Here is a 6066-nt window from a genome sequence, read left to right as displayed (position 1 = left end):
CACCCCGAGCCAACAGCGCATGCGCCAGACGATTCGCCCGCACATCCAACTCCGCGAACGTCAACGACACATCCGCGGCCACCACCGCACACTCGTCCGGAACCGCACCCACCCGCGCCCGGAACAACTCCAGCAGACCGTCATCGGACACCGTGGCCGCGGGACCGGTCCCCAGGGCCACCAACTCGCGGTGCTCGTCCGCCGTGAGCAGATCGATCCCGCTGAGCCTGCGTCGCGGATCGGCGACGGCCGCCCGGAGCAGCCGCTCCAGCCGCGCGATCATCGTCTCGACGGCGGCCGGGTCGTACAGGTCGGTGGTGTACTCGACGGACCCGTCGATCCCGTCCGGGGAACCGTCCTCCGCGAGCCGCTCGGACAGGGTGAAGATCAGGTCGAGCTTGGCCGTGGTCGACGCCGACGGCAGGTCGTCGACGCGCAGCCCGGCCGGCGCGAAGTCGGCCCGGGGTGCGTTCTGCAGCACCAGCATGACCTGGAACAGCGGGTGGTGCGCCAGCGACCGGGACGGGTTGAGGACCTCGACCAGGTACTCGAACGGCAGGTCCTGGTGGGCGTACCCGGCCAGCGCCGTGTCCCGGACCCGGCCCAGCAGTTCGGCGAACGTCGGGTCGCCCGAGGTGTCGGTACGGAACACCAGGGTGTTGACGAAGTAGCCGACCAGTTCGTCCTGCGCCTGGTCGGTCCGTCCGGCGACGGGGCTGCCGACCGGAATGTCGTCGCCCGCGCCGAGCTTGCTCAGCAGCGCCGCCAGCGCCGCCTGGAGAACCATGAACAGACTGGTCCCGTGCGCGCGGGCGAGTTCGCGCAGACCGCGGTGGAGCTCGGCGTCCAGCCCGGCGCTCGCGGAGGAGCCCCGGTGGGTGGCGATCGCCGGGCGGGGGCGGTCGGTGGGCAGCTGGACGCACTCCGGCAGACCTGCCAGCTGCCGGGCCCAGTAGTCCGCGTGTCCCGCGAACAGGCTGTCCCGGTCGTCGGCGTCGCCGAGCAGTTCGTGCTGCCACAGGGTGTAGTCGGCGTACTGCACCGGCAGGGGCGCCCACCGCGGCTCCTCGCCGCGCCTGCGTGCCGCGTAGGCGGCGGTGAGTCCCCGCGTGAGCGGCCCCAGCGACCAGCCGTCGCCGGCAATGTGGTGGAGCACCACCTGGAACACGTGCTCGTCCGGCGCGAGTTCGAACAGCGAGACCCGTAGCGGCACCTCGGCCGCCAGGTCGAACGGACGCTCCTTCACCTCTGCCATCAGAGCGGAGAGTCCGGCCTCGGTGGTCCGGCCTCCGAGCAGCCGCGGACGGGCCGCCGCCACGTCCAGCACCTGCTGGTGCGGCGTGCCGTCCACCGCGGGGAAGACCGTACGCAGGCTTTCGTGCCGCGCCACCACATCCGCCACGGCGGCTTCCAGCGCCTGCCGGTCCAGGTCCCCGGAGAGCCGCCAGGCCAGGGAGATGTGATAGCTCGCGGCCGCCCCCTCCAGCTGGTGGAGGAACCACAACCGCCGCTGCGCGAACGACAGCGGGACAACCTCGGGCCGCTCGCGCTTCACCAGAGCGGTCTGCGCGGGCCCGGCGGCCACCAGCGCGGCGGCCAGGCCCGCCGGGGTCGGCGCCTCGAACAGGGTGCGCAGCGGCATCTCCACGCCGAGCGTCGCGCGGATGCGGGCGGCCAGGCGGGTGGCCAGCAGGGAGTGCCCGCCCAGGTCGAAGAATCCGTCCTCCACACCGGCGGACGCCACCCCCAGTACCTCCGCGAACAGCCCGCAGAGGATCTGCTCCTGCGGGGTGCGCGGGGCGCGGGAGGTGGCCGCCGGGGCGGTGTCCGGGGCAGGCAGGGCCCGGTGGTCCAGCTTGCCGTTGGCGGTCAGCGGCAGCACGTCCAGCATGACGAACGCCGACGGCACCATGTACTCCGGCAGCCGCTCCCGCAGGTGTCCGCGCAGCCCCGCGGCTTCGGGCGCGGCGCCCCGGACGGGGACCACGTACGCGGCCAGCCGGGTGTCGTCGGCCCGGTCCTGGCGGGCCAGGACCGCGGCCTGGGCGACACCGGGACACGCGGCCAGGGCCGCCTCGATCTCGCCGAGTTCGATCCGGAACCCGCGCACCTTCACCTGCTGGTCCGCCCGGCCGACGTAGCGCAGACCGCCGTCCACCGCACGGCGCACCACGTCGCCGCTGCGGTACATGCGCGAGCCCTGCGGTCCGAACGGGTCCGCCACGAACCGGCCCGCGGTCAGGCCCGGCCGGTTCAGGTAGCCGCGTGCCAGGCCCGCGCCCGCGACGTACAGCTCACCGGGCACGCCCGGGGCCACCGGCCGCAGACCGTCGTCGAGGACGTACGCCCGCAGGTCCGGAAGGGCCGTGCCGATGCGTCCGGCGGCAGGGGAACGGTCGAGCGGCGCATGCGTGACGTGCACCGTGGTCTCGGTGATGCCGTACATGTTGACCAGCCGCGGCGCGTCGTCCGGGTGCCTCTCGTACCAGCTCGACAGCCGGCCGTGTTCCAGCGCCTCGCCGCCGAACACCACCGTGCGCAGGGCGAGTCGGCGGCCGGTCTCCGGCGCCTCCGCGTCCGCCTGCGCCAGCTGGTAGAAGGCGGACGGCGTCTGGTTGAGCACCGTCACCCGCTCGCGGGCGAGCAGGTCCAGGAACCGGCCGGGCGACCGGCTGGTCTCGTGGTCCACCACCACCAGGCGGCCGCCGTGCAGCAGCGGGCCCCACAGTTCCCACACCGAGAAGTCGAAGGCGTAGGAGTGGAAGAGGGTCCACACGTCCTCGGCGGTGAAGCCGAACAGCTCCCGCGTGGTGTCGAACAGGCGCACCACGTTGCGGTGCGGGACCACCACACCCTTGGGGTCGCCGGTGGAACCGGACGTGTGGATGACATAGGCGGCGTGGCCGGGGTCGAGGGCGATCCCCGGGTCCGTGTCCGGCAGCCCGTCCAGGTCGACGGTGTCCAGCAGCAGCCGGTCCACGCCTTCGGCGTCCAGCCGCCGCCCGGTCCGGCTCCTCGTCACGAGCAGCGTGGGCCGGGTGTCCTGGAGCAGGTAGGCGATGCGGGCGGCGGGGTACTCCGGGTCCACCGGCACGTAAGCGGCACCGGCCTTGAGTACCGCGAGGACCGCCACGACCAGCTCCGCCGAGCGCGGCAGAGCCAGCGCCACCAACTGCTCCGGCCCCACTCCGCGGCCGATCAGGGCGTGCGCCAGCCGGTTGGCACGGGAGTTCAACTGGCCGTACGTCAGGGTGGTCGCGCCGTCGCTGAGGGCGGTCGCGGCGGGGTTCGCCCGTACCTGCCGCTCGAACAGCGCGGGCAGGCCGCTCTCCGACGGCGCCCCGGCCCGGTCGGTGCCGGCCGGCAGCAGGGCTCGGAGTTCGTCTGCGGACAGCACGTCCACCTGTCCGATCCGCCGTTCCGGGGCGGTGGCGACGGCGCGCAGCAGCCGCTGCCACCGCTCGACGATCCCGGCGACGGTGGCCGCGTCGAACAGATCGGTGCTGTACTCCACCACGCCCGACAGCCCGCCCCCGTCCGGCTGTTCGGCCAGGACGAAGTTCAGGTCGCACTTGGCCGTCCCGGTGGGGACCAGGTCGGTCGCCACCCGCAGCCCCGGCAGGTCGAAGGTGCCGAACGGCGCGTTCTGAAGGGTGAACATGGTCTGGAACAGCGGGTGGTGGGCGAGTGTCCGATTCGGGTTCAACGCCTCCACCAGGTGCTCGAACGGCATCTCCTGGTGCGCGTAGGCTTCCAGCGCCCCGGAGCGCACCCGGCCCAGCAGTTCGGTGAACGTGGGGTCCCCGGTCAGGTCGGTGCGGAGCACCAGGGTGTTGACGAAGAAGCCGACCAGGTCGTCCAGGGCCTCGTCGGTGCGCCCCGCGATCGGGGTGCCGATGGGGACGTCCGTGCCGGCGCCGAGCTTGCCCAGCAGCGCGGCCAGACCGGCCTGGAGCACCATGAAGAGGCTGGCGCCGCCGTCGCGGGCGAGTCCGCGCAGCGCCCGGTGCAGCTCGGCGTCGATCCGAACCGGCAGCTGGGCACCCCGGTAGGTCATCGCCACGGGCCGGGGCCGGTCGAAGGGAAGCTCGACCTGTTCGGGCAGGCCCGCCAGACGCTCCCGCCAGTAGGCGAGTTGGCTGCTGAGCAGGGTGTCCTGGTCGGCGCCGTCGCCCAGCAGCTCCTGCTGCCAGAGGGCGTAGTCGGCGTACTGCACGGGGAGCGGCGCCCACTGCGGCTCCGCTCCCCCGCTGCGGGCCGCGTAGGCGGTCGTCAGGTCCCGGGAGAGCGGCCCGGTCGACCAGCCGTCACCGGCGATGTGGTGCATCACCAGCAGCAGTACGTGCTCCTCGGTGCCGAGGCGGAAGAGTTCGGCGCGCAGCGGCGGCTCGTCGGAGAGTTCGAAGCCGCACCGCGCCGCCTGTGCGAGCCTGTCGGGAAGCTCGTGCCCGCCCACCTCGGTCATCCGGAGCCGAGGCCGTGCCGCGTCGGCGTCGAGCACCCGTTGCCACGGCACGCCGTCGGCCACCGGGAAGACGGTGCGCAGGCTCTCGTGCCGCTCGGTCACGTCCGCGAGGGCGGCTTCCAGGGCGCGTGGGTCCAGGCTTCCGGACAGCCGGAGGGCCAGCGGGATGTTGTAGGTGGCGCTCGGGCCCTCCATCCGGTGCAGGAACCAGAGGCGGCGCTGCGCGGAGGAGAGCGGAACCGTGCCGGGCCGCTCGCGCCGTCCCAGCGCCGGGCGCGCCCGGCCGGCGGCGTCCACCGCGGCGGCCAGTTCCGTCACCGTCGGTGCGTCGAACAGGTCGTGCAGCCTCAGCTCCACGCCCAGCACCGACCGGGCGCGGGCGACCAGCCGGGTGGCGAGCAGGGAGTGCCCGCCGAGATCGAAGAAGCTCTCGTCCAGTCCGGCCTCGGCGACCCCCAGCACCTCGGCGAACAGCCCCTGGAGCAAGTGCTCGACCGCGGTGCGCGGAGCCCGGCCCGGTGCGGCGGGCTGCGCCTCGGGGGCCGGGAGGGCGCGTCGGTCGAGCTTGCCGTTCGGAGTCAGCGGCAGCGCGTCCAGCACCACGAGGGCGGACGGCACCATGTACGAGGGCAGCCCCTCCCGCAGCAGGGCCCGCACTCCGTCCACCGTGACGGTCTGCCCCTCGGCGGGGACGACGTACGCGACCAGCCGGGGTTCCTCGTCGGTGCGTACCGTGACGGCGGCGCGCGCGATCTGCGGGTGGCCGGTGAGGACCGCCTCGATCTCGCCGAGTTCGATCCGGTGGCCCCGGATCTTGACCTGGTCGTCGGTGCGGCCGAGGAACTCCAGGTTCCCGTCCGGGTTCCACCGCGCCAGGTCGCCCGTGCGGTACATCCGCGAACCACCGGGACCGAACGGGTCCGCCACGAACCGCCCCGAGGTCAGACCGGGACGGTTCAGGTAGCCGCGCGCCAGCCCCGCACCCGCGATGTACAGCTCACCCGCCACCCCGGACGGCACCGGCCGCAACGCGCCGTCGAGCACGTACAGCCGGGAGTTGGTGACGGGCCGGCCGATGACCGGACGCGGGCCCGACGCCACGGGCGCGGCCGCCGAGTTGACGGTGCACTCGGAGGGGCCGTAGAGGTTGAGGCAGGAAGTCCCGTCGGCGGCCCGCAGCCGCTCCCAGAGCCGCTCGGGTACGGCCTCGCCGCCGGCCGCGACCAGCGCGGGACGGTGGCGCGGATCGTCCAGCAGCCCGGCGGAGACGAGGTCCTGGAGGTAGGAGGGGGTGGCCTCGACGTAGTCCAGTCGCCGGGACGCCGCGTAGTCGACGAAGGCCTCCGGGTCGGTCCAGGTCGCGTGGTCCAGGACGTGCAGCTCATGGCCCGCGAAGGGGGCCATCAGCTGGTTCCAGGAGGCGTCGAAGGACACCGAGGTGGTCAGCGCCACCCTCAGCCGCCGGCGGTCCTTCAGAAGCGGTGCGAACTGCACCAGCTGATGGTCGGCGAGCAGGTTGAGGAGGCCGCCGTGGGTCGCGACCACGCCCTTGGGCCTGCCCGTGGAACCCGAGGTGTAGATGACGTACGCCGGATGGTCCG

The 6066-nt window shown here is 73.6% G+C and carries 1 protein-coding gene; it reads right to left on the bottom strand.

Features of this window, described 5'->3' with window-relative positions; genetic code table 11:
• On the bottom strand, positions 1 to 6066 hold a 6066-nt coding region (locus ACWCSV_RS34375), incomplete at both ends, for an amino acid adenylation domain-containing protein (RefSeq protein WP_451149163.1).

It is taken from the genome of Streptomyces sp. NPDC001770 (genome assembly GCF_053596135.1).
Note: the sequence above shows the minus strand (reverse complement) of the source record. Positions and strands in the feature narration are given on the sequence as shown.